Annotated in this window: 18 protein-coding genes; all 18 read left to right on the top strand. The window is 39.5% G+C overall.

The window, feature by feature from the left end; translation table 11 throughout:
• The first annotated feature begins 950 nt into the window (after window positions 1-950).
• The 18 genes from AACU25_RS22970 to AACU25_RS22885 all read left to right on the top strand — a co-directional run bounded on the left by AACU25_RS22970 (window position 951) and on the right by AACU25_RS22885 (window position 23,743).
• Complete coding sequence (locus AACU25_RS22970; RefSeq protein WP_096579614.1) at window positions 951-2,177, top strand: succinate--CoA ligase subunit beta; 1,227 nt, start codon at window positions 951-953, stop codon at window positions 2,175-2,177.
• Between the two features lie 192 nt (window positions 2,178-2,369).
• The gene (locus AACU25_RS22965; protein ID WP_096579612.1) at window positions 2,370-3,257 is read left to right on the top strand and encodes a succinate--CoA ligase subunit alpha; all 888 of its coding nucleotides are present in this window, start codon (window positions 2,370-2,372) and stop codon (window positions 3,255-3,257) included.
• 1,423 nt (window positions 3,258-4,680) lie between these two features.
• Window positions 4,681-6,714 carry a polysaccharide biosynthesis protein gene (locus AACU25_RS22960; protein ID WP_321206694.1) on the top strand — a complete coding sequence of 678 codons (2,034 nt, stop codon included), beginning with the start codon at window positions 4,681-4,683 and terminating at the stop codon, window positions 6,712-6,714.
• Window positions 6,715-6,782: 68 nt separating this feature from the next.
• Window positions 6,783-7,661, top strand: coding sequence for a hypothetical protein (locus tag AACU25_RS22955; protein ID WP_321206695.1), 879 nt, complete (start codon window positions 6,783-6,785; stop codon window positions 7,659-7,661).
• A gap of 38 nt (window positions 7,662-7,699) precedes the next feature.
• Entirely contained in the window at window positions 7,700-8,974 is a 1,275-nt protein-coding gene (locus tag AACU25_RS22950; RefSeq protein ID WP_096579608.1) for a lipopolysaccharide biosynthesis protein, read from the top strand.
• Window positions 8,971-9,693 (top strand): class I SAM-dependent methyltransferase, encoded by a 723-nt coding sequence (locus AACU25_RS22945; protein WP_096579606.1) that lies wholly within the window; start codon window positions 8,971-8,973, stop codon window positions 9,691-9,693. Before AACU25_RS22950 ends, AACU25_RS22945 begins: the two co-directional genes overlap by 4 nt.
• A gap of 41 nt (window positions 9,694-9,734) precedes the next feature.
• The gene (locus AACU25_RS22940) at window positions 9,735-11,657 is read left to right on the top strand and encodes a glycosyl hydrolase family 28 protein (RefSeq protein ID WP_096579604.1); all 1,923 of its coding nucleotides are present in this window, start codon (window positions 9,735-9,737) and stop codon (window positions 11,655-11,657) included.
• A 27-nt stretch (window positions 11,658-11,684) separates the two neighbouring features.
• Window positions 11,685-12,500 (top strand): class I SAM-dependent methyltransferase, encoded by an 816-nt coding sequence (locus AACU25_RS22935; protein WP_096579602.1) that lies wholly within the window; start codon window positions 11,685-11,687, stop codon window positions 12,498-12,500.
• Window positions 12,501-12,544: 44 nt separating this feature from the next.
• The gene (locus AACU25_RS22930) at window positions 12,545-13,750 is read left to right on the top strand and encodes a glycosyltransferase (protein WP_096579600.1); all 1,206 of its coding nucleotides are present in this window, start codon (window positions 12,545-12,547) and stop codon (window positions 13,748-13,750) included.
• Window positions 13,747-15,330: a hypothetical protein gene (locus tag AACU25_RS22925; RefSeq protein WP_096579598.1), complete on the top strand. Its 1,584-nt coding sequence runs from the start codon at window positions 13,747-13,749 to the stop codon at window positions 15,328-15,330. The genes AACU25_RS22930 and AACU25_RS22925 overlap by 4 nt, the downstream gene beginning before the upstream one ends.
• A complete protein-coding gene (locus AACU25_RS22920; protein WP_321206696.1) occupies window positions 15,327-16,622 on the top strand; it encodes a glycosyltransferase family 4 protein in 1,296 nt (431 codons plus the stop codon). Before AACU25_RS22925 ends, AACU25_RS22920 begins: the two co-directional genes overlap by 4 nt.
• Window positions 16,623-16,679: 57 nt before the next feature.
• Window positions 16,680-17,840 carry a glycosyltransferase family 4 protein gene (locus AACU25_RS22915; RefSeq protein ID WP_096579596.1) on the top strand — a complete coding sequence of 387 codons (1,161 nt, stop codon included), beginning with the start codon at window positions 16,680-16,682 and terminating at the stop codon, window positions 17,838-17,840.
• A gap of 116 nt (window positions 17,841-17,956) precedes the next feature.
• A complete protein-coding gene (locus AACU25_RS22910; RefSeq protein ID WP_096579594.1) occupies window positions 17,957-18,694 on the top strand; it encodes a sugar transferase in 738 nt (245 codons plus the stop codon).
• A 113-nt stretch (window positions 18,695-18,807) separates the two neighbouring features.
• Window positions 18,808-19,512 (top strand): WbqC family protein, encoded by a 705-nt coding sequence (locus tag AACU25_RS22905; protein WP_096579592.1) that lies wholly within the window; start codon window positions 18,808-18,810, stop codon window positions 19,510-19,512.
• The gene (locus tag AACU25_RS22900; protein WP_096579590.1) at window positions 19,509-20,177 is read left to right on the top strand and encodes a PIG-L deacetylase family protein; all 669 of its coding nucleotides are present in this window, start codon (window positions 19,509-19,511) and stop codon (window positions 20,175-20,177) included. The genes AACU25_RS22905 and AACU25_RS22900 overlap by 4 nt, the downstream gene beginning before the upstream one ends.
• A gap of 40 nt (window positions 20,178-20,217) precedes the next feature.
• Window positions 20,218-21,303 carry a GNAT family N-acetyltransferase gene (locus AACU25_RS22895; RefSeq protein WP_321206697.1) on the top strand — a complete coding sequence of 362 codons (1,086 nt, stop codon included), beginning with the start codon at window positions 20,218-20,220 and terminating at the stop codon, window positions 21,301-21,303.
• A 194-nt stretch (window positions 21,304-21,497) separates the two neighbouring features.
• Complete coding sequence (locus tag AACU25_RS22890; protein WP_096579588.1) at window positions 21,498-22,568, top strand: 7-cyano-7-deazaguanine synthase; 1,071 nt, start codon at window positions 21,498-21,500, stop codon at window positions 22,566-22,568.
• Window positions 22,569-22,657: 89 nt separating this feature from the next.
• The gene (locus tag AACU25_RS22885; RefSeq protein ID WP_096579586.1) at window positions 22,658-23,743 is read left to right on the top strand and encodes a peptidoglycan bridge formation glycyltransferase FemA/FemB family protein; all 1,086 of its coding nucleotides are present in this window, start codon (window positions 22,658-22,660) and stop codon (window positions 23,741-23,743) included.
• The last annotated feature ends 139 nt before the right edge of the window (window positions 23,744-23,882 follow it).

Below are 23,882 nucleotides of genomic sequence, written 5' to 3'. Positions count from 1 at the left end.
ATAAAATCTCCAAAGACTCTCATTGAGCGAGATTTGGCGATTTTTTCATTTGCTAATCTATTACGGCTAGAGTTAAATTTTGACAATTAAGCAACAAGTATAAATTCACAAAAATAAAATGGGCATAATAAAATATTTCGGCATTTTTACTATTTGCTGTAGCACAATAAAATGCTTCAAAACTGCTGTCCTTGATCTCAGCATTTGTACTCAAGTTGTGACAAAATTATCTCAATGCAAAAGTATACAAATTTATATTAATCACAACTCTCAAATCTTAAAATTACATCGTTTTAGGTGGGCGATCGCACTGATGAGTCAGAGCGATCCATCACTATCTCCAAATTTGGGACTTCCAAAGCAGAAATTACTTAATTTCGCCATTGAATATAACTATCAGATTTCTGCTTCCCCGGCTTCCCTGACTTCCGCAACTTCCCCTACTTGCCAAAGCTATTGATTATTTTTTATTTGGAAGGCCCTTTTCTGGGGGTTCCCTGAGCGTCTTCAACAGGAAAGTCCCTTGGCTCTCCAAAATCTGGATTTGTGGAAAATTTGACTTTAGGCTCTTGACAAATTATCCGCAAAAATTATTACAGGCAGGTTGACTCTGATTTCAGAAGTAATACGTTACGCTATCGTACTTCACACTCTACACTAGGAATTGTAGATTACCAAATTTATATGACTAAAGAGTTATGAATGTGGATAGTGGTTTGATGATCTCCAGGCAAAATCACTGAGAAGATTAATTACGTCAGGTTGAACTACCGTGAAATTGTAGGCAGTAAAATTTAATTTACTCCATTTGCTGAATTCGATAAAATTTATCAATGAAAATGATTATTTATACCTGTCTCAGGCTAAATTCCGTAATGAAAATGCCGCAGTAGATTAAAGAAAACAAAGAACAGAAAAGCTTTGCTAGTGTCGCTACCAGGTGCGTGTTCATGGATTTATTGGAGTACCAAGTTAAAGAATGGTTTGGGAAAATCGGCATTCCAGTATTGCCTTCCCAACGCATCGATCATCCCACAGATCTGAAGCGGTTAAAAATTCGCTATCCAGTTGTACTGAAATCGCAGGTACATGCAGCTGAAAGAGCCAAAGCTGGTGGAGTTAGAATTGTCGAAACTACAATCGATGCGATCGCCGCCGCGCAAACTATCTTCAATTTGCCAATTTGGGGCGAGTTACCAGAAGTTTTACTGGCAGAATCTAAATATGATGCCAAGCAAGAATTATATTTAGCAGTAGTATTAGATACAGCACTTTGCCGACCAGTACTTTTAGGCTGCAAGGAAGCAGATATTGACTGGGAAACGGCAGGGGAAAAAATGGAATATGTGGTTGTAGAACAAGAATTCTCACCATTTTATGCCCGCAGGCTAGCTTTAAAATTAGGTTTAGCAGGTACACTCATGCAATCGATCAGTGCTGTGATCGAGAAGATGTATCAGTTATTTATCCAAAAAGACCTCGATTTAGTAGAGATTAATCCTCTGGCTATTAGCGTCACGGGTCAAGTGATGGCTTTGAATGGTAAAGTCAGGGTGAATGAACGTTCCATAGGCCGTCATCCAGACATTGCCGAAATGGCAGCAAAAATCAACTCAACTCATCGGCCAGGAGAAGTTAATAGCAATTTGGGCAATTGGGATGGGATAGAATTGCACGGTAAAATTGGCATTCTTGGCAATGGTACTGGTTCAGTCTTGGCAACTTTAGATTTAGTAGCCAATGCTGGTGGTAAGCCTGGTGTCTGCTTGAATCTGCGTCATGGCTTTCAAACTGACACCGCGAAGACAACATTTTGCGATCGCCTCAATAGAAGTTTGCAAATCCTCGCTGCTGACAGAAGTATTCAAGTCATACTACTCAATCTTTTGGGTAGCATTTCTCAGTCCGACGAATTTGTGGAAATAATCAGTAAATTTTTGCAACAAGATAAAAGCGAACTCAAATCCTCATCTGTGCGTAGTAATGGCAGCAAAAGCCGTCGTGAAAGCTATTTCCCCCGCTTAGTTGTGCGGCTTGCTGGTTCTGAGTTCAATGCAGCGAGAAAAGCTTTAGCCTCATTAAAAACCCAAGGCGATACCCTGATATTAGTAGAAAATTTAGATGAGGCAGTAGCAGAATCAGTCCGCCTAGCCAAATCAACTACTTATAAAAAATAAGTAGCCATCATGATTTGTGTACGGACAGATGGCGATTTTGCCCAAAATTGTAGAGACGCGATTAATCGCGTCTGGAGTCAACAGTCAAGGGTCAACAGTCAATAGTCAAAGATATGTCTTAATGTTGAATTGTTTGTCCCCATTCCCCAATCCCCATTCCCCAATCCCCAATCCCCAATCCCCAATCAGTTTATGAACTTAACGCCAGATAGCAAAGTTGTAATTCAAGGGTTCAGCGAATTTATCTCAGCAACTCATATTACTCAGATGAAAGCTTATGGCACAAATGTGGTTGCTGGTGTCAATCCTGGATTTGGTGGACAAAAACAGTACGATTTGCCTGTATTTGATTTACTTGAGGAAGTAGTAGGACAATTTGGGCCCATTGACACAACAATTATTTGTGTCAACCCTTACCAAGTTCTAGATGCAGCCTTAGAAGCGATCGCATCTAATATTCGCCAAATTATTATCATTGCGGCGGGTGTACCACCTTTGGATATGGTGCAATTACTCAGGAAAGCTGAATCCCATGAAACTTTGGTGGTAGGGCCAAATAGTCCGGGAATTATTGTGCCTGGTAGAATTCTCTTAGGAACTCACCCCAGTGAATTTTACACTCCTGGTCATGTGGGAATTGTCAGCCGTAGCAGCACCCTCACCTACGAAGTTGCTTGGGAATTAACCAAAGCGGGTTTAGGACAATCGATTAGTGTCAGTATTGGGAGTGATGCGATCGTTGGTTCTTCATTTCTGCAATGGTTGCAAATTCTCGATGAAGATGAAACTACAGAAGCGATCGTTTTAGTCGGCCAGCCTGGTGGCGGTAGTGAAGAAGCTGCAGCGCGCTACATTAGCGAAGCGATCGATAAACCAGTAATTGCCTATATAGCAGGTAGACAAGCACCACCCGGAAAACATTGGCGACAAACCGGCACTTTAGCCACCATCATCGGCCGCGATCCTAACTTTGGCACTGCACAAAATAAATTAGCTGCTTTCCAAGAAGCACAGGTTCCAGTAGCCGAACGCCCTTCCCAAATTCCAGAGTTGGTGAGAAAAGGAATTAAATCATCGTGATTCCCACAATTCTGTACAAACCATCAATCATCTTATTGATGAGGTTCCCCGATGATAGATGTGATTCTCATAGATGAAAAATGTTTTGATGAAATGACAACTATCAAAAGGGGTATTTTTATTTAAACTATGATATCAATCACAAATAACGGACAAAATTTTATCTCCGAAAAAGGAATGCTCCGTTACAGGCAGATTGGATAGCAAGTAACTTTATTTAAACCTCATATCAACTTGGTCGCATTGGGACTAATTTTATCAATGCTTCATGAAATCTATATAAATTTACGGAGATTGTGTTAGTAATTTCATGAAATCTATATATAAAAAATATTCAGAATATGCTAAAAAAGTTGATAAAAGCTTAGTATCTGAGATATTGCAATTTATAAACTCATATATACATTCACAAGAATAAAGTGATATATAGTTTATAGACAAAGCTTTAAATACTCTCAGTGTTACCTATCTCTAGGAGGATAGTTACTACATCTGACAAATCAGTCTGAAATTAACGCCAAGCTTTGACAGATTAAATAAAAACAACCTGATTTAACATTCATAGTTTATCGCTGAGGTAACTCAGAAAGTTTAGGAAAAATTATCTACCTAACATAGTTGTGTATCAAACTTAAGGGGAAATGCACAACGCGATAAACAGGGTGTGCGTGTTTGAGAAAATTGCTCTGAGAATCGCATTCATCATTGCGAAAATTTAGAATTGGAGAGGCTTCCCAAAGAGTAGCCATCAAATTCAACCTCAAAATAACTTGGTTTAAACGTACTCATCTTGAGTTTTTTAGCGGCGAAATTCATTATAATAAGAAAATTTTTCCATATTAATTTAGTTTTAATATTGGAAATATTTCATGTTGGTCATGTAGGTTGGCTGCTCTCAATGACGAATTGTCAAAAATTAGTGCTTTTTATATTGCAGCAATAGGCTACTCTAATTCGCGGTAAACCCAGAGTGTATTGCTGACAGTATATAGCTCTATATTGGCATCAATAATATCTATAGGATTCCTCTTTAATTTTGGCAATAATCTGTAAAGTTTGGCATGGCTCGCTTGTGCCAATTTAGTTGGGTTATTCCCAGCCTATAGATCATGAGAAGATTGCAAAAAAAACTGAATTTATGTAACTGAGATTCAATTAATAGGGTAAATATTTTAATAAATATTTACTCTCAAAAATGATGATTGTCATAAATCTTCTAGAGATTTGCTCTCATTACTATTCAACAAAAAAAGTCAAATTTCAGAAGTATTATCCAGAATTTATTGAGTAAAATTCTGGTTAGTTTTATCCATAACAAAAATAAATTTTTTGCCTGGGTTTTCATAAAACTTTAAGGCTTGTTTGCACAATAAACATTGATCGTTTACCAGGGGTGAAAAGCTCTAAGAGCATGAAATACCTAATGTTTAGCTTTCAGTCGGCATCTCGAAAAGTTGCCAAAACATTCTTATGCGGATTGCTAAAACTGCAAAATAGACATTTATTAATTTGTGATATTTGTTTATTTGCAATCACACCATTATTAGCTTTATTTCTCCGCTTAGATGGAGTTTTGGCATTAAAGGCATATATCACAGAACTAGAAATCGCCACAATACTGTTTTTAGCAATTAAACTAATTTTACTTTGGCATCTGGGTTTTTATCGACGTTACTGGCGCTATGCCAGTATTGAAGAACTAACATATATAGCTATGTTAATGTTGGCTGCGGTAGTTATTCAAAGCCTAGTCTTTGATGCTTTTCACTACATACCGTATTTGACTATAAAGAAACTTCCCCAATCTCTACCATTTATTGATGGTTTACTGTCTTTTATTTTCGTGGGTGCGCTGCGTTTTAGCGTTCGTGCTGTCGATAAAACTAGCCAAAAAACAGTATTGTCTCCCATAACCGAACGAGTCTTAATAGTGGGTGCAGGTAGTGCTGGGGTTTCACTTGTGCAAGAGATGCAAAGAAATCCCCAACTAGGTTTTTATCCGGTAGCCTATATTGACGACGATCCGCAAAAATTGAACTTACGTATTCGCGGTATTCCTGTAATTGGCGATCGCTTCCACATTCCCCAAGCGATCCAATCTCTCCAGATCCAAAAAGTGGTAATTGCAATGCCCACCGTAGCTGGGGGAGTGATTCGAGAGATTGTAGACATTTGCAAAGCCACAGGTATTCACACTAGCACCCTACCGGGAATACATGAAATTCTCAACGGTCGTGTTCGGGTAGACAACATTCGTGATGTCCGCATCGAAGACTTACTCAGACGAGAATCTGTACAGACAGATATTGAGAAAGTCGCCAAATTTATTGTCGGTAAAAAAGTCCTGATTACAGGTGCAGGTGGCTCAATTGGTAGCGAACTGTGCAGACAGATTTTTCAATGTCGTCCCGCGCAAATGATCCTGATTGGACATGGCGAAAATTCTGTCTTTAATATCCAACAGGAATTAGAACAACTACTAGCAGTCCTGAAACAGGGTAGTAAAGCACAACCAAACATCCCACGGATTTCTGCATTGATTGCTGATATTCGCTTTCGGTCTCGATTAAAAAATGCTTTTGAGCAATTCCAACCCGATGTAGTGTTTCATGCTGCAGCTCATAAACACGTACCTCTGATGGAAGACAATGCAGCAGAAGCAATTACTAACAATGTTGTAGGTACTAAAAATTTGTTGGACATGGCACTGCAATATGGTGTTCAACATTTCGTGATGATTTCCACAGATAAAGCCGTTAATCCGACAAATATCATGGGTGCTAGTAAACGGGTGGCAGAAATGTTAGTACTGCAAGCCGCCAGAGAAAGCGGTAAACCCTATGTAGCTGTGCGATTTGGCAATGTTTTAGGTAGTAGGGGAAGCGTCGTTCCTACCTTTAAAAAGCAAATCGCCGCAGGTGGCCCTGTAACCGTCACCCATCCCGACATCTGCCGTTATTTCATGACCATACCAGAAGCAGTTCAACTAGTTTTACAAGCCGTTGTTCTTGGTCGTAGTGGTGAAGTCTTAATGCTGAACATGGGACAGCCAGTCAAAATTGTGGACTTAGCAGCAGAACTCATTCGTCTTTCGGGATACGAAGTCAACAAAGACATTGAGATTATGTTTACAGGTTTGCGACCCGGAGAAAAGTTATTTGAAGAATTGTTTATTGCGGGAGAAGAATATAAACCCACCGAACATCAAAAGCTCTTAGTCGTGAAAAATGCCAGTCGGATTATCCCAGAGAATATTAATGTTGTCGTCGAGTCTTTGTGTAAAGCAGCAGATAGAAATGATGGGGATTATATTATGTTTTTGCTAGCACAAATAGTACCAGGATATAAACCCAAATTCTTAGGAAATAAAGTGTCAGCCAATGCCGCATCAAATATTTATACCAAGACAAATTCCCATGTCAATGAACGAGGAAAATTCAAACCTCAAGAAGCATAAAAAGCGAGAATTCAAGATATGTAAATTTGCCATCTCAGGAGAGGGAGAACTTGAAGGGGGATGAATCAATGACTAATTTACAGATAAGGCAAACTAATTCTGCAGATGTAATCTTGCCCATGACCGAAGCAGCGGCAGCTGATTGGTATCGCCAGCAAGGAATGCAAATTTTCTACCATCAGGGGCATTATTGGAAACAGACAAAATTTGGTTTTTATGAGCCTATTAATTTACTAGCTCGTTTGACTGCAAAGCAAGCAACTTGCCCCAAAAAAATTCACTTAGGATTTCGAGCTTCTTTGTGCGAAGCTGATGCGGCAACAGCCAATGGCTCAATCCCTATTCATCTACTATCTGATGTCGAAAGCTACAACTTGCAAAGTCTGTCAGCAAATCGGAGAAATCACCTAAAAAGATGTCACAAACGCGCACAAATTCTGCAGTTATTGAGTCCAGATCTCTTAGAAGAGCAAGGATATGATGTTTTTTATTCCGCAACAATCCGATTTGGCGGCAAAGTAATTCCTAAAAAAGTTTATCTATCTCAACTGGCAAAACATCTACCCTCTAAACAGCGTTATGTTTTTGCAGGATTAATCAACGATAAATTAGGTGGCTATATGACAACTTACGTTGTTGACGGCACAGCTTATATCGAAAGAGCCTTGCTGGCCACCGAAGCACTATCAGCTTATATTGGTACAGGCTTAGTCTTTGAGTTTGTGCAAGCCTGTCGCCGTTCGGGGAAAATTCGTGAAATTGTCTACGGTTACCATACTCCTAAAGATCCAGCACTCTCGACCTTCAAAGAGGGAATGGGTTTTCCAGTCAGACACATTCCTGCCAAGGTAGCGGTGCATCCACTGATCGATCCCATTTTCCGTTGGCGTTATTCATCTGCCTACTATTTCCTCACTGGTAAATATCCGATGGCTGGAAAGAAATGATTTCGGTGTCTACACCTATCAACAGATAAACAGAGGCTATGGCACAACTCACACCACTAACGCTGAAGTATAACTTTTCTTGGACATTCATTGGTAATGCTGTCTATGCAGGTTGCCAATGGGGGATGCTGGTAGTGATGGCTAAACTCGGCAGTCCAGAGATGGTAGGACAGTTTACTTTAGGGTTGGCTGTCACGGCACCTGTGATGATGTTTACTAATTTGCAACTACGAGCCGTTCAAGCAACAGATGCCAAACAACAGTATTTATTTAGCGATTACTTGGGTTTGAGGCTGCTGGGTACAACAATAGCACTGGTAGTTATTGCCACGATCGCGTTGATATCTGGATACCAATGGCAGACATCGCTGATTATTTTGTTAGTGGGTTTAGCAAAAGCATTTGAGTCGATTAGTGACGTTTATTACGGCTTAATTCAGCAGCATGAACGTATGGATCGCATTGCCATGTCGTTGATGATTAAAGGTTCTCTATCACTGCTGTTTTTAGGTATGGGAGTCTACATATCAGGCAATTTAGTATGGGGTGTAGTGGGATTAATCTTGGCTTGGGCCTTTGTTCTTATAGGTTACGACATTCCTAGTGGTGTATGGCTTTTGAAAACTTCTGTTGAGGATTCTCAATCCCCAAGCCACAATCGCTGGCGACCACGTTGGCATCTGAAAACATTAGCAAAATTGAGTTGGCTTTCTCTGCCTTTGGGTTTAGTCATGATGCTAATTTCACTCAACGATAATATTCCTCGCTACCTAATCAAATCCTATTTAGGTGAGCGATCGCTGGGTATTTTTGCAAGTATGGCTTACCTCATGGTTGCAGGAAATATGGTAGTACTGGCGCTAGGACAGTCAGCTAGTCCGCGACTGGCAAAATACTACGCACAGGAGAATAGTCAGGCTTTCCGCACACTTCTGATCAAGTTAGTTGCAGTTGGTGCATTTTTAGGTGGAATTGCTATTCTTGTAGCTTTATTAGCTGGTCGTGAGATTCTCACCCTGTTCTACAAACCTGAGTATGCGGAGCATTCAGATATTTTGATTTGGTTGATGCTAGCAGCCGCTATTGGATACATCGGCAGTTTTTTAGGGTATGGCATCACTGCAACCAGAGCATTTAGTTATTTTCTGCTTCCTTATCTAATGATGACCGGGATTACAGCTATAGCCTCTGTGCTACTGATTCCTACCTATGGTCTGATTGGTGCTACCTGGGCTTTATGTGCAGCTAACGTAGCTACCTGTATTATGCCTATCGGCATTTTAGTTTTGATTCACAAAGGAAAACAATCATGAGTTCTGTTCGCGATCGCTTAATTGAAACCTATGCAGACTTTTATGGTCGTATTAATGACAATATCGAACCCCAAGCACTCACACTCCGAGATTTTCAAGCCATGCAATTGATGTATGGAGAGCTAGTTAGGGCACTACCCCCTAACAGCAAAGTTCTCGACTTAGGCTGTGGGACTGGCTTTCTTCTCAATTGGCTTTCCCAGCAACCAGGTATTGTTCCTATCGGGGTCGATAGCTCAGTCAGTCAGGTGGAAATAGCAATCCGCAATCTGCCAGGTATTGAAATTGATTGTGACGAAGGACTTCACTATTTGCGACAGCACCCCAACAAGTTTTCTGGCATTTTCTGTACAGATGTATTGGAACATATACCGGGAAAAGATTTATGTTTGGAATGGGTTGAAGCAGCAGTATCAGCCCTACAACCTGGTGGCTTCTTTTATTGTCGAGTTCCGAATGCCGCTAATTTAACAGGATGTTATTCCCGTTATATGGATTTTACACATGAGCGGGCTTTTACTAGTACCTCTTTATTGCAATTAATGGAAGTAGGCGGCTTAAAAAATTGCCGAATTGTGCCTATTCGTTCTGCTCATTTGATTGGTAATCTGCGTCTGATAATTGAGTATCTTTTACACAGAAGTATTTTTTTAATTTGTGGTCGCGGCAGAGAAAGATGTTTTACCTATAATGTTTGCGCTGTTGGCTTTAAAAAGTGAATACCCAATTGTAATTCACAAAAGTTTTGGAGTAATCATTCATGCATTACACAAACTTCAGTTACCGCCAGAGGTGGTGGCACAAAAAAATTAATTCCCGAAAATTGTTGCTGATTTCTCTATTGGTCGCACTGTTATTTAACTGTTTTCTTGCTTCTTTGAATAGCACTGCACCACCTGCTGCCAGTATAGTGAAACTTTATCCGCCACTGACTACCGCTACCGCCAGTAGTATCTATTCAGTTACGGTAAATAACAAACCTGTATTTGTGGAAAAATATAACTCCTTGAGTTATGTACAATTTGCCTTTGCAGGTACGGCTAATATTGAAATTCAAGTCAAAGAAAAGGTTAATAACTACACAATTAGCCCCAAAAGTTACAAACTGACATCACGCCAACAGGGTAACAAAATTTCCTTTTCTTTAACTGTCCCCAGAAAGCTGATTTTACATCACGTGAATTCCTTAGATGAGAAATTGTTTATTTTGGCAGATCCCTTAGAAGAAAATCCTCCCCAACTGGGCGATCGGCAAGTAACTAATATCATCAATTACCAAGTGGATAACACAGGTAAAATCAATGCTACTGACAAAATTCAACAAGCTATTGATGATGTTGCTGAACATCATGGAATTTTATATTTTCCTGCAGGTGTTTATAAAACACGCCAACTTAACCTCAAAAGCAATATCACTTTATATTTAGCTCCAGGATCTGTATTAGCTGCAATTACAGAAGCAGACCCTTCTCATGGTCGGGGGTTACTGCAACTAGAAAATGTCCAGAACGTAAAAATTATTGGACGTGGAACTATTAATGGTAATGGTTCTTATTGGCGACCGAGAAAAGGATGGTACACTTTAATCTTACTCAAAAATGCCAAAAACATTTGGTTGCAAGATATCTTACTCAAAGACCCAGCAGTCGCGAATGTGTGGATGTCTTATTCAGAAAATGTCAAAATTGATAATCTCAAAATTTTAGCTAATCCTCAACCAGAATTTTTAAATACAGATGGCTTTGATTTCTGGTCTTCGAGAAATATTACAATTAACAATGTACTTTATGTTGGTACAGATGATGCCACTGCTCATGGTGGCGATCGCAAGAGTCAAATTCATAATAATGAGAATATTAATGTCAGGAATTCCGTTTTCTATAATGGTAACGGATTCAAAATAGCGGCAACAAAAATCCCCAATTACATTAAAGATATTACTTATGAAAATATAGATGTAGTATTTGCTAACGAACTATCAGGATTCTGGCCAATTTCCGGCGGATACTTTGAGAATATTTACTTCAAAAATATTCGAGTTGAAGATATTCTTGATACCCCAGAAGATGATAAATCTGCCCGTCTATTCACCTGGCTAATTCGGGTGGGTTCCGGAGATCCAGATTCATCACCTGAACGTTTTGGGCATATCAGAAATATCTTTATTAATAACCTGACAGTAGAGCATCGCGGTGGTGCAAAATCAGTTTTTCTGGGATATGATGCCCAACGCAACATCAGCAACGTTGTCTTTGACAATCTCTGCATTGAGGGTAAAAAGATTTTAAATCCCCACGATGCCTATTTCGACATTAAAAATCAGTATGTGCAATTGAAGTTTACTAGCAGCAATCCCACGATTGTGAACATCAAAGCCAGCGCTTTGTATGCATCTCAGGGCAATGCTGGGCAGTTTCAGATTACACGCACAGGGGACAAGAGCAAACCTTTAACAGTGAAATATACAATTCGGGGAACAGCAAAAAACGGCAAAGATTACCAAAAAATTCCTGGTGAAGTCACAATTCCCGTTGGTGCAGATACGGTAGCGATCGCTATTCAACCCCAAAATCACAACCTGCGTCAACGATTGGAGACAGTCTTCCTCTCCCTTGAGAACCAACCTCACAGCACCAGCTATATGCTGAGTCCTAATTTTCAAGCAGTAGTTAATATTCGTTAATCAGAAAAATTATGAGGTACAAAAACTATGCCAATATGCTTAGATTGTAGTAAATTCATCGATAATAACTGTTCTGCATATATACAAGCTAGTCAAATATTAGGTAGAGAAATGCCACCGCCACCCTTAGGTGGATGTGAAATTCCTATTGTTGAGAACTATCTGCCTTTCATTCAAGAGGGAATGAAGGTTTTGGAAATAGGTTGTGGTTCTTGGAGTTTGATTAAAGACTATTGTCAAACTGTAGGAGCAAGTTATGAAGGTATCGACTCACTCGTTGAATATTTTGGTAAAAAAACAGTTGCAACTAGAATTGAAAATTTAGCAGATTTATCTTTTCCCAACGACTTTTTTGACTTAGTCATTGGCAATCAAACTATGGAGCATTGGGCAGAAAATGGCTGTACGCTCAAATGGGGTTTATTTCAATGTTTCCGCACCTGTAAATATTTGGGAAGAGTTTTAATGAATGTGCCGATTCACTTTCATGGAACGCGAGAGTTTATGCTGGGTGATTTGGATAAAATCCGCAGTTTATTTACCCCATTTTCAGGTAGTGTGGCTATTGAAAAATGGGGATATCCTGACGCATCAATACCATGTTTATTTACTCATCCTGGATATTGGAAATTGTATAACAAACCAGCCTATATCTTAGATATCCAAGCTATTAAAGACCGTCCTTTACCCCAGGGATACAGTAATCGTGGTGCTAGTTACGGGCGATTAGCTCAACTATTAAACTATCCTCCTTCTTACAATATTTACCGACTTTTACGTCGGATGGGTTTATTTACCCAAGACTATGCTTTTTCTGCTCCTATAAAAGCCGATATTACTTGAAATCGGAAAAATCAAATATTAATTCGTTAATTTGAGGAGATAAGATGACAACTTATATTAATTCCTCGACCATCGACAGCTACAAAAAAAATCATCAAGTACCTATCCGTATTCTCCATGTCATTGGCGGGATGGTAAGAGGCGGGATTGAAACTTGGTTGATGCATATTCTGCGACATATAGATCGCGATCGCTTTCAGATGGACTTTTTAGTTCACACCACAGATCCCTGTGCTTACGACGATGAAATTCGCCGTTTGGGTAGTCAGATCATCCCCTGTCCCCTACAGCCCTGGCGACCTTGGGACTACGCCGCCAACTTCCGGCAAATTCTCCGGGAATTCGGCCCCTATGACATTGTGCATAGCCATCTCCACCACTTCAGTGGCTATACCCTGCGGTTAGCTAGGCTATCAGGTGTACCGATCTGCATTGCCCACAGCCACAACGATATTTCCGCCGAACACGCAAAGTCAGGATTATATCGACGTTGGTATTGTTCTGTCATGAAATCTTGGATAGCCGAGAACGCTACCTTAGGTTTGGGATGCAGTCGCAAAGCCGTTGCCGACTTGTTTGGTTCCCAATGGCAAGCTGACCCGCGCTGGCAGCTTCTATATTATGGCATTGACCTCGAACCCTTCCAAAATCCTGTCGATCCGGTAGCTGTGCGTTCTGAATTCAATATCCCTGCTGATGCCTTTGTGATTGGTCACGTCGGTAGGTTTCACCCGCAAAAGAATCATCAATTTTTGATTGAAATTGCTGCCCAAGTCGCCCGACGGGAACCCAAAATGTACCTGTTGCTATTGGGTGAAGGCTATCTGCAACCAGAAATTTTACGACAAGTTTTACAGATGGGTTTAGGCGATCGCGTTATCTTTGCTGGTTCGCGATCGGATATTCCAAGATTAATGCTAGGTGCAATGGATGTCTTCCTTTTACCATCTCTGCATGAGGGGTTACCATTAGTATTATTAGAGGCTCAAGCAGCAGAATTACCCTGTATTATTTCGGATGACATTACTCAAGAAGTTGATATAATTCAGCCTCTAATTCATCGCCTGTCAATATTACAATCTGCTTCTGAGTGGGCAGAGACACTGTTAGCACAAAGAAAAGCTGTATTTAATATTACTAGTTATCATGCCCTAGAGCTAATCAAACAGAGTCCTTTGAGCATTGAAACATCTGTGCAGAATCTCCAGAGGATGTATCAAACACAACTAGCTTGCGAGGTTATGGTATGAACCAACGCCAAGTGCGATCGCAAGTTGTATATCCAGATAGTTTGGTCATTGCTATTTTTATCTGCTTATTGACCATCTTGTGCTTACTACAAATTTCTGCACAGTTTTTGCACTGGTTTGTCATTCCCGTTACCTTGTGTGGCATTCTCATTGGGATCGATGCTATTGACTGGTTTCGCGGTCGATTGAATCTTTTTGATCCAGTAGGAATTATCGGCTTATTAGGGTTTCATTTCTTTTTCGTCGCGCCGCTACTGCATGTTGGTTTAGACTTTTGGATTGATTCAGATATCATTCCCCCTACAGACTGGCGGCCTTGGTTGGGTGGTATGGCCATACTCAATTTTTTAGGTCTGGGGATTTATCGTTTTACCCGCAACATTATTTTTAATGCCTCTCAAAATCAACCAACACAGACAATTTGGCAAATCAATCATCAGCGTTTTTTCCCAATTATTTCTATAGCGCTGATCATTTCTGCCAGCTTACAGTTGATGGTTTATCAAAAATTTGGTGGCATCCTTAACTATATTGAAGCTGCTAATAGATCTGCTATGGGAGGCGGAGAAAATGAGTTTCAAGGTATGGGCATATTATTTGTGCTTTCAGAAAGCTTCCCAATCTTGGCAATGATGGCATTTACTATTTATGCCAAAACTAACAAACGACTGCAAAATGTCAAAGTATTGTTAGGAGTTTTAATTATTTTTTTGATATTACAATTTTTATTTGGTGGACTCAGGGGTAGCCGCAGTAACACAATTTGGGCAATGTTTTGGGTAGTTGGAATCATTCATTTTTGGTTGCGCCAAATTTCTAAAAAGCAAATTGCGATCGGGCTAGTATTTCTGGTTTTATTTATGTATATATATGGTTTTTTTAAAACAGGAGGTTTAGAAGCAGTTACTACCGCCTTACAAGGGCAAGAAGCACGTGTAACTTTAGAAGAAAAATCGGGGCGTTCTTGGCAGAGCTTAGTCTTACAAGACCTTGGTAGAAGTGATGTTCAAGCTTTTTTACTCTACAGAATTCTGCGCCAAGATAGTGATTATGAATATGCTTGGGGGCGAACATATTTACCAGCATTAACCATGCTCATACCCAGCGCCATCATGCCGGATAAACCACCTGATAAGATGAAAGAAGGCACGGAAGTTCAATATGGTAAAGGCACTTACGATCCTATATTTTTGAACTCTTCCAAAGTGTATGGACTGGCTGGTGAAACAATGCTTAACTTTGGCCCTTATGTGGTTCCAATTGCGTTTATTGCATTGGGTATTGTTGTCGGTCAAGTACGGCGGTGTTTGTGTGATTGGACAAGGGGAGATGACCGCTTATTAATGTTACCTTTTTTAATAAACTTTTGTTTTATCATTCTTGCCAGTGATTCAGATAATTACATATTTTTTCTATTTAAAAATGGCTCTTTAGCAAGCTTTGTAATTTTCCTAACTTCTGACAGAAAAGTTATCCCTAACCCTAATTTAGAATCTCGTCATTTGAATTCTAATTTTCTGAAAAAGCACACTTTAAATAAGATTGAGCAACGCCATAAAAATCGGAGCTTATCAAAATGAACCAGGCATCACCACAGCAACAAAGTAAAATGAATCTGCTCCTCACCTTAGATCATCGTTTTGACCGCACTCCCGACGGAGCAGTTTGGACACAAACCACATTTGCCCATTCATTCTATCAACGTTATTTGGCAGTGTTTGACCATGTGCGGGTAATTGCTCGTATCCGCGAAGTTGAGTCCGTTCCATCTCACTGGAAACGGGCGGACGGTGAGGGAGTTGCTTTTGCTGCTGTACCCTATTACGTAGGGCCTTGGCAGTATCTTTTGGTAGCAGAGAAAGTCAAAGAAGCTATTAAAAATGCCTTTACGCCTGGTGATGCTGTAATTTTGCGTGTTTCCTCCCAAATCGCCAGCCATCTGCATTCGCTGTTATGCAGATATGATTATCCCTATGCTGTGGAAGTAATAGGCGACCCCTACGATGTGTTTGCGCCTGGTGCAGTCAAAAATCCTTTACGTCCTTTTTTCCGGTGGTGGTTCCCGCGTCAGTTGCAAACACAGTGTATGAAAGCTTGTGCAGCAGCTTATGTGACTGAATCTGCTTTGCAAAAACGTTATCCCCCAGCCAAGAAAGCTTTCTCAACAAACTATTCCAGCGTCGAATTACCTGATGAGGCTTTTGTCTCTGTTCCCCGTCTCCCTCGTGAGAATCAAATTCAGTTCACCATCATTACTGTGGGCACAATGGATCAACTTTATAAAGCTCCAGATGTGCTAATTGATGCGGTTGCTGTATGTCTCAAGCTGGGGCTAAATCTCGAGCTAGTTTTAGTGGGAGATGGTCAACACCGACCAGAATTAGAAGCCAGAGCCGCCAAACTAGGTATAAAAGAATGCGTCTATTTTTGTGGTGAGTTACCAGCTGGGGATGCCGTACGCGCCGAGTTAGATAGAGCCGATTTATTTGTTTTACCATCCCATCAAGAAGGTTTACCGAGGGCAATGATTGAAGCAATGGCACGGGGTTTACCTTGCATCGGTTCCACTGTCGGCGGTTTTCCCGAACTTCTACCCGATGAAGATATGGTAGTTCCAGGTAATGTGCTGGTGTTAGCAGACAAAATTTGCGAAGTCATAGAAGACCCAAAACGTATGGCTCAGATGTCCGCCCGGAACTTGCAGAAAGCCAGAAATTACAGAGAACAGTTATTGCAATCTAGAAGAAATAATTTATACCAATATCTGCGCGAAAAAACAGAGAATTGGATGCAAGTAGAGGGTAGAAGTTGTTTGTACAAGAGCCAAGGGTCAAAGGTCAAGAGTCAAGAGTCAAGAGCCATTAGTTATTAGTTAGTTGTCATTTGTCCTCCCTAATCCCCATTACCAATTACCCATTACCCATTACCAATGAACAAACTATTAATCATTACCACACTTCCTCAAACCCTCCGCGCCTTTTTCTTACCCTTTGCTGACTACTTTCGTGCTCGGGGTTGGCGCGTAGATGCTATGGCAGATAGGGTGACAAATGATGCTGAGTGTTTGCAAACTTTTGACCGGGTTTGGGATGTAGATTTTGCTCGCAATCCTCTAAATCCGCGAAATCTTTTAATTGCTCCGGCACAAATCCGTAAGGTAATAGCCCAGGAAAAATACGACATAGTTCATGTACATATAGCTGTACCTGCTTTTGTAACTCGCTATGCTCTCAAGGATGTTAGGAAGGGAGGAACACCCAAGATAATTTACACATCTCACGGTTTGAATTTTTACCGTGGAGGCGAACCTTTACAAAACGCTATCTTTTTGGCGCTGGAAAAACTAGCTGGTCGCTGGACTGACTACCTCGTAGCGATTAATTACGAGGATGAAGAAGCAGCAAAGCAGTATCATATCGTACCTCCAGAGAGGGTGCGCTATATGCCAGGAATTGGGGTTGATTTGCAACAATACAATGTGAATGCAGTTGCATCAGATGCGATTTTGCAAGTACGCCAAGAAATGGGATTAACAGCAGAAACTCAGTTATTGCTGTGTATTGCCGAGTTCATCCCACGCAAGCGTCATCAAGATTTATTAAGAGCTTTTGCTGAGGTTGCTAGACCGAATAGTTGCTTGGCTTTAGCTGGAGATGGGCCTTTAAAAGCACAGATGCAGCAGTTAGCAGAGAAACTGGAAATCTCAGACAGGGTGCGCTTTTTAGGTTTCCGACGGGATATTGCAACTTTAATTGGCAGTGCGATCGCTACTATACTCGTTTCCGAACAAGAAGGACTACCCAGAAGCATTATGGAATCTTTGTGTATGCAAGTTCCGGCGATTGGTAGCGACATTCGCGGGATTCGCGATTTGCTAGAGGGTGGTTGTGGTTTGCTGGTGCAGTTGGGAAATATTGCAGAATTAGCAAATGCGATCGCCTATATATTAGACCATCCCCAAGAAGCCAAAGCAATGGGTAAACGTGGCTGGGAAATTATGGCTAATTACGATTTACAACACATTTTACAACTACATGAAAGTTTATATGCAGAGGCTTTAAATCAGGTGAATTATCCTGTTTATGTTTGAGCATTGGTAATGGGTAATGGGTAATTGGTAATGGGTAATTGGTAATTGGTAATGGGGTAATTGGTGATTGGTAATTTCAAGATGTTTATTTTTTTAAACCAAGGAGTGCATTTCTGATGAAAAATGAATTTCAAAAAAATAAATTATTCCCGAATTATGGTAATATTTTTATAGATGTATGGACAGAAGAACAATGGCAAAAAGTTAAGAATTCATTTTTGGCAGAGCATCCAAGAATGAAATGGCAACTAATATATAAGCGGTTATTAGATATTATTCTTGCCAGTATAGCCATCTTCCTTCTATTACCTGTTTTACTGACAATTGCCTTAGCAGTTAAATTAACTTCACCGGGGCCAATTTTATTTTGTCAAACACGCCTAGGAACGCTGGGAAAACCATTTGTGATTTATAAATTTCGCACAATGGTTGATGGCGCAATTAATCTAGGTGCTGGGCTAAATACCTTTCGCGGCGATCCGCGAGTTACGCCCATTGGTAAATTTTTGCGCGAATACCATCTTGATGAATTGCCACAACTGTTTAATATTCTTCGTGGCGATATGAGTTTAGTTGGCCCTAGACCACTATTAGTTGCTAGCCTCTTCAACTACAGCGATTGCCAAAAGAAACGTTTATTAATGTTACCTGGTCTCACAGCTTGGGAAGCTGTTAATGGTGGCTTAGATAATAGCCTTGAGCAGAGAATTAATTTTGATGTGTGGTATGTAGATAACTGGAGTTTTTGGTTAGATATTTTAATTATCTTGCGAACAATTCCTGTAGTGCTTCGCAAAGAAGGAGTTTATGTCAAAGATGCAAATATATCAGACAGTAAAAAATTAGATAAATAGCCATTTGATAGATATTATTTGCCAAACGCACAATAAATTTAGCCTCTTATCCAAGTATCTATCATCAGCATTTATCGGCGGTTAATTATCATTTTAATTTTGGCTAATAACTTATGAAAATAGCGGTAATTCACCAAGCACAATTTTTGCCCTACCTGGGATTCTTTCACAAACTACAACAAGGCGACATTTTTGTAGTTATGGATAGCGTGCAGTTTCAACGGCGTGGAATTCAACACCGCAACCGAATTAAAACCGCTAATGGAGTGCAATGGCTAACTGTACCAGTGTTCCATCGCAACAGAGATGAAGAACGAATTAATGAGATGTTAATTAACTCAGAACTACCTTGGGCGCGAAAGCATTGGCAAACTATTGTCACAAATTATGCTCGCGCTCCCTACTTTCATCAGTATGCGCCGGAACTGGAACAAATACTCAATCAAGATTGGCGTTATCTGTGTGAACTCGATATGGCGCTAATTCAATGGGTGATGGATGTTTTACACATTCACAAACCGATTGTGTATATGTCTGCATTGGGTGTAGAAGGTAACAAAACCGAATTACTCATCAATATCTGTCAGGCGGTAGGGGCTGATACTTACCTATCTGGTATCGGAGGTAAAAGATATATGGATTTAGAAGCTTTTGCGGCGGCGGGGATTGATTTACTTTGGCAAGAGTTCGCTTACCCATCCTATCCTCAAGCCTTTCCGGAATTAGGTTTTATCCCTGACTTGTCAATTTTAGATACTCTCTTTTGTTGCGGTGCGGAAACGAGAAATTTTTTAGGGCGTGATTTAGTAAAGCTATGAAAAACAATGTATTAGTTATTGCACCCCATGCAGATGATGAAGTTTTAGGTTGTGGAGGGACGATCGCACGTCATATAGATCAGGGTGATGAGGTTCATGCTGTTATAGTTACCTGTGGCGATCCAGATATTTATCCAGCAGAGGTGCAGTTGCGACTCCGCCAAGAGTTAAAAGCATCTCATGAAATTTTAGGTATATCCAGCGTCAGTTTCTTGGATTTTCTCGCTCCCAAGCTGGATATTTACCCAGGATATAAGTTAGCTGATGCTATTGGCACGGCAATTCGCTTACTGCAACCCAACATTATTTACTTACCACATCGAGGTGATATTCATGCCGATCACCGACTCGTCTATCAAGCTACATTGGTTGCTAGTCGCCCGATTAATGGTTGTTCTGTGCGTGAGATTTTTTGTTATGAGACTCTCTCCGAAACAGAATGGGCTCCCCCTTCTGGTGATGAGGCTTTTATCCCGACGGTATTTGTCGATATCACCAACTATTTAGAGCAAAAGCTCAAAGCCATGACTTGCTATCAAAGCCAGATCAAAGAACCACCACATCCTCGTTCTTTAGATGCGATCGCAGCTTTAGCTAAGTTACGGGGTGCAACTGTTAGCCTGGGTGCAGCTGAAGCTTTTATGTTGGTACGTCAAATCCGTTAATACCATTTCAGACTTTGTAGTGCAATGGGATTAAACCCTTATGTTGAATATTCAAATCATCGCGTTAAACAACCCTTTGTGGATGCAGATTTTGCAAACAGTACGTCACGATATTTACCACTTACCAGAATATGTATATTTAGAATCGCTAAGAACTAATACTACTCCCAAGGCGATTGTAATTTCTCAGGGAGAAAAACTATTTTTTTTACCTTATTTACTACGTCGCTGTCACGATTTTTTTGCTGATCCCTCAGAAAGTCCAGAACTTTTTGATGTAATTTCTCCTTATGGCTATCCTGGGATTTTATTGAGTGAGGCTGCGGCTAGTTCATCAGATTTCCTCGAATTAGCAATGCAGGAATTAATATCTACATTTAGACAGCAAAATATCTGTTCAGCCTTTGTCCGATTACATCCTATACTAAATGCTGGATTAGAGAAAGTTTATCCTCCTCATATTTGCCAAATCAGTGGAGAAACAATAGCTGTAGATTTAACACTTTCGGCTGAAGAAATATGGCGGCAAACTCGCTCGGATCATCGTAAAGATATTAATCGGCAGAAACGTTATGGTTTGCAAGCAAAAATTGTTGATTTTGACAAATATTTTGCTGATTTTTTAGAAATCTATTATCAAACAATGCAACGAGTAGGCGCGCCTCAGCTATATCACTTTCAGCAAGAATATTTTAGGAATTTGTTACATAAATTAGGTAACAAATTGCACTTAGGAATTGTAGAATTTGAATGTGAGATTATGTGCGCTTGTCTATTCACAGAATGCGGTGGAATAGTTCAATCTTACTTAAGCGGTACAAAAAACAAGTTTTTAAAATTCTCCCCAGATAAACTACTGTTTGATTATGCCAGGTTATGGGCAAAAGAACGGGGTAATAAACTTTTGCATCTAGGGGGTGGATATGGGGGAAGTAAAGATGGTGTTTACAATTTTAAAGCAGGTTTTTCGCCAAAATGTCAGAATTTTTTGACGCTGAGATTAACTATTCATGAAGAAAGGTATGCTCATCTGGTGGAGTTAAGAGCCAAAGCTTTAAATAGCCAAGTAGGAACATTACTAAAATCAAATTTCTTTCCGGCTTATCGTTCTACTGTCACAAATTAGTGGAGAGAGTCAAGAGTAAATGACTTTGCTAATACTGGAAATCATCGTTAGTACGAAATATAGCAATTCTCCAGAACTCTTGTTACCCTTGTTTCTTTTATCTATATATCAAACAAGATTTCAATTTCGCTAATTTTTAATACCAGCTTGGGCAAGAATTTTCACAAAAAATATTTTGAGAATCCGAGGTATTTATGAGCCAAGCAAATACTTTATTACAAAGTTTCGATTTCCTAATTCCTCAATTCCTCCGGGAAGATTATTCTCCATATAAATGCAAAGTTTCTATTAACGGCATTAACTATAATCTTCGCGCGCGGAGAATACATTTACAAAATCAAATTAAAACTTGGGTAAATACAGGTAAGAATCCTTTTATTAAGCCTGTAGAATGTCAGGAATGTTTATTCGATACGCGGATACCAAACATCTATATCGGCTCTGATGGTGTTTGTAATATGTGCATGACTTACAAAAAGAATTTTAAACAAGAAATTTTGGATAGCGAATTACAAACATTTTTGCATACTCCTAGAGAAGAGGGGGCAAATATGGATGCCGTTGTGGGTTTTTCTGGTGGTAAGGATAGTGCAGTTTGTCTGATTACAGCACGACAAAAATTTGGTTTAAATGTAACGGCTGTTTTAGTTCAAAATGGGTTTATTCCTGAGCAGGTAATTGAAAATGGTAAAAAGTTGTGCGACAAATTAGGAGTAGAATTAGTTGTATTAAATATTGACCTAGCACCTTATGTAAAAGACATGATGGATAATAACTTTAAAAATGGTTATCCATGCTATAAGTGCGGGGATATGTTTTACAAAGAAATTCAAGATTATTGTGTAAAACATCGCATCAATCGCATAATTATGGGGCGTAACTGGTGGCACTGGATAGAACCAGAAGTACGTTCTACAAAGTGGGTGACAGATGCAGCGACAGGCATGAAAATACAAATATTTTCTCTGCCATTTGTGTTGCAATTAACTGAGAAGGATATTTATAGAATTCTCGATGACTTTGGCTGGTCAACAGTCAAAATTCATGGTAATAGTACTAATTGCATTCTGCCGGGATTAGTAGAATATCAAGTTAGCCAAAGATTAGGTTATCATCCAGAATTACAGTTACTTTCGCGAGAAGTTATTACTGGTTTCTTGGATAAAGAAGAAGCTAAACATCAACTCGCTGATGTTAAAGATAATACAGCAACTCTTGAGCAGTTGGTTAACAAGAAACTAGAAGAAATTAACCAGAGAAATTAGGGTATTTTAGGGCAACGCACCGTTAAAATTATAGGTGCGTTAGCCTACAGCAATCAAAATTATTTAATTTACCTTGAATCTGAGGATTTATGAATATTCAGGTAATTGATTTAGAAAGCAATTATTGGCGAGAAATATTGCAAAATATCAAACATGACTTTTATCAAATTCCTGAATATTTTGCATTAGAAGCGATGAGGAATAAAGCTGTTGCTGAAGCCATCTTAATCTCTGAAAATGACAAAATTTTATTTGCGCCTTATTTGCTACGTAATTGTGATGATTTAGGGGTAGAGACATCAATACCTATAGAAAGTATTGATATAGTTTCACCTTATGGCTATCCAGGTATTTTGTTAAGTGATGCAGCTAAGATTACACCAGATTTTGTCGAGGCTGCCATTAAAAAATTAAATGTTGTCTTAAAAGATAAGGGTGTATGTTCAGCTTTTTTTCGCCTACATCCGATTATCAATCATAACTTAAATGAGGTTTTATATAATCAGAAAATTCTAACATTTAACGGTAAGACCGTATATATTAACTTGCATCTTTCTGAAGAACAAATTTGGAATCAAACTAAGCGCGATCGCCGCAAGAAAATTAACTACTGTATGCAAGTAGGTTTAACAGCAAGAATGGTAAATTTTGATGAATATCTTGATAAATTTACAGCAATTTATCAAGAAACAATGCAGCGAGTAGCAGCAGCAGAAATTTACTATTCTTTTAACGCTCAATATTTTAAAAAAATGAAAGATGTGCTAAAGGAGAAATTACATTTATGTATCGTTGAAATTGATAATCAAGTAGCATCTGCTGGGTTATATACCGAATATAGCGGTATAGTGCAGAGTGTTTTTCGTGGAACTAGCAGTAAGTTTATTACGCTTTCTCCAGGTTCCTTAGAAATTAATTATGTCCGATTTTGGGCTAAAAACCGTAGTAATCATATTTTTCATTTAGGAGGTGGATTAGGAGGTGCTACAACAAATCTTTATAACTTCAAAGCGAGTTTTTCTAAACTCCGGCATAACTTTTTAACAATGCGGCTAATTCTCGATGAAGAAAAATATCTGGAATTAGTTAACTTACAAGCGAAGACTTTAAATCTTGATTTTAAAACCATACTCAATTCTCAGTTTTTTCCTGCCTATCGTTATCAGGAAACATAGTGATTCAATACTACTCTGTTAAGCATTTTGAAATCAAAATTTGTTTTGGGTTAAAGGTTGTTTCTTTCCACTTTCTCATTCCCCTTGTTCCTCTTAACCGACAAGTATTGCATAGTGATTGATTACCAGAAATATCAGG

Source organism: Tolypothrix tenuis PCC 7101, assembly GCF_963874875.1.
In the GTDB taxonomy this organism is placed as follows: Bacteria; Cyanobacteriota; Cyanobacteriia; order Cyanobacteriales; family Nostocaceae; genus Aulosira; species Aulosira tenue.
Note: the sequence above shows the minus strand (reverse complement) of the source record. Positions and strands in the feature narration are given on the sequence as shown.